This window comes from Pseudoroseomonas cervicalis ATCC 49957, assembly GCF_000164635.1.
Lineage (GTDB): Bacteria > Pseudomonadota > Alphaproteobacteria > Acetobacterales > Acetobacteraceae > Pseudoroseomonas > Pseudoroseomonas cervicalis.
Map to the genome: position 1 here is coordinate 274,946 of NZ_GG770779.1, position 686 is coordinate 275,631.

The following is a 686-nucleotide window of genomic DNA, read 5'->3' on the forward strand; positions in this document are numbered from 1 at the left end:
GCGGCCGGCGCGCTGGTGTCGATGGTGACGAATTGCGGGACGGAGGGGGAGGAGATGTTGTTCTGCGCGTCGGTGGCGGTGGCGGTGATGCTGCGCAGCCCCTCGGTGAGCGGGGTGGCCAGGGTGTAGGACCAGGCGCCCATGCCGTCGGCCAGGGTGGTGCCGTCGGCGACGCCATCGACCAGGATGGTGACGGTGCTGCCCGGCTCGGCGGTGCCGGTGAGGGTCGGGGTGGTGGCGTTGGTCAGCGCGTCGTTGCTGGCGCTGCCGGTGTCGGAGACCGGGTCGAGGGCGATGCTGGGCGGTGCGGGCGGCACGGCGTCGACCCGGATGGCGGCGGTGGCGCCGACGCCGTTCAGGGCGAGGCTGGCGTCATTGCCGGCGGCGTCGCGCAGCGTGGCGCCGTTGTCCAGCGCCAGGCCCATGACGTTGATGCCGTCGCTGTCGAGGTCGCCCGGCTGCACGGTGTACTCGAACAGCAGCGCGCTGCCGGGCGCGCCGGAGACATAGGCCGCCTGGCGGAGGGTGCCGCCGACCAGCAGGACGAGGCTGGCGCCGCCGGAGAGGCTGACGCTCTCGTCCAGCGTGACGGTAAAGCCCAGCACCTGGCCCGCGCCATAGGTGCCGTCGGCCGGCACGCCGACGCTGGCCACCTGCGGCGCCACGCCATCGACCAGGATGCCGCC

Annotated in this window: 1 protein-coding gene; it reads right to left on the reverse strand. The window is 73.9% G+C overall.

Annotated elements, in window-relative coordinates; translation table 11 throughout:
* The coding region (locus tag HMPREF0731_RS25435; protein WP_007004511.1) for an Ig-like domain-containing protein at positions 1-686 on the reverse strand (686 nt) is incomplete at both ends.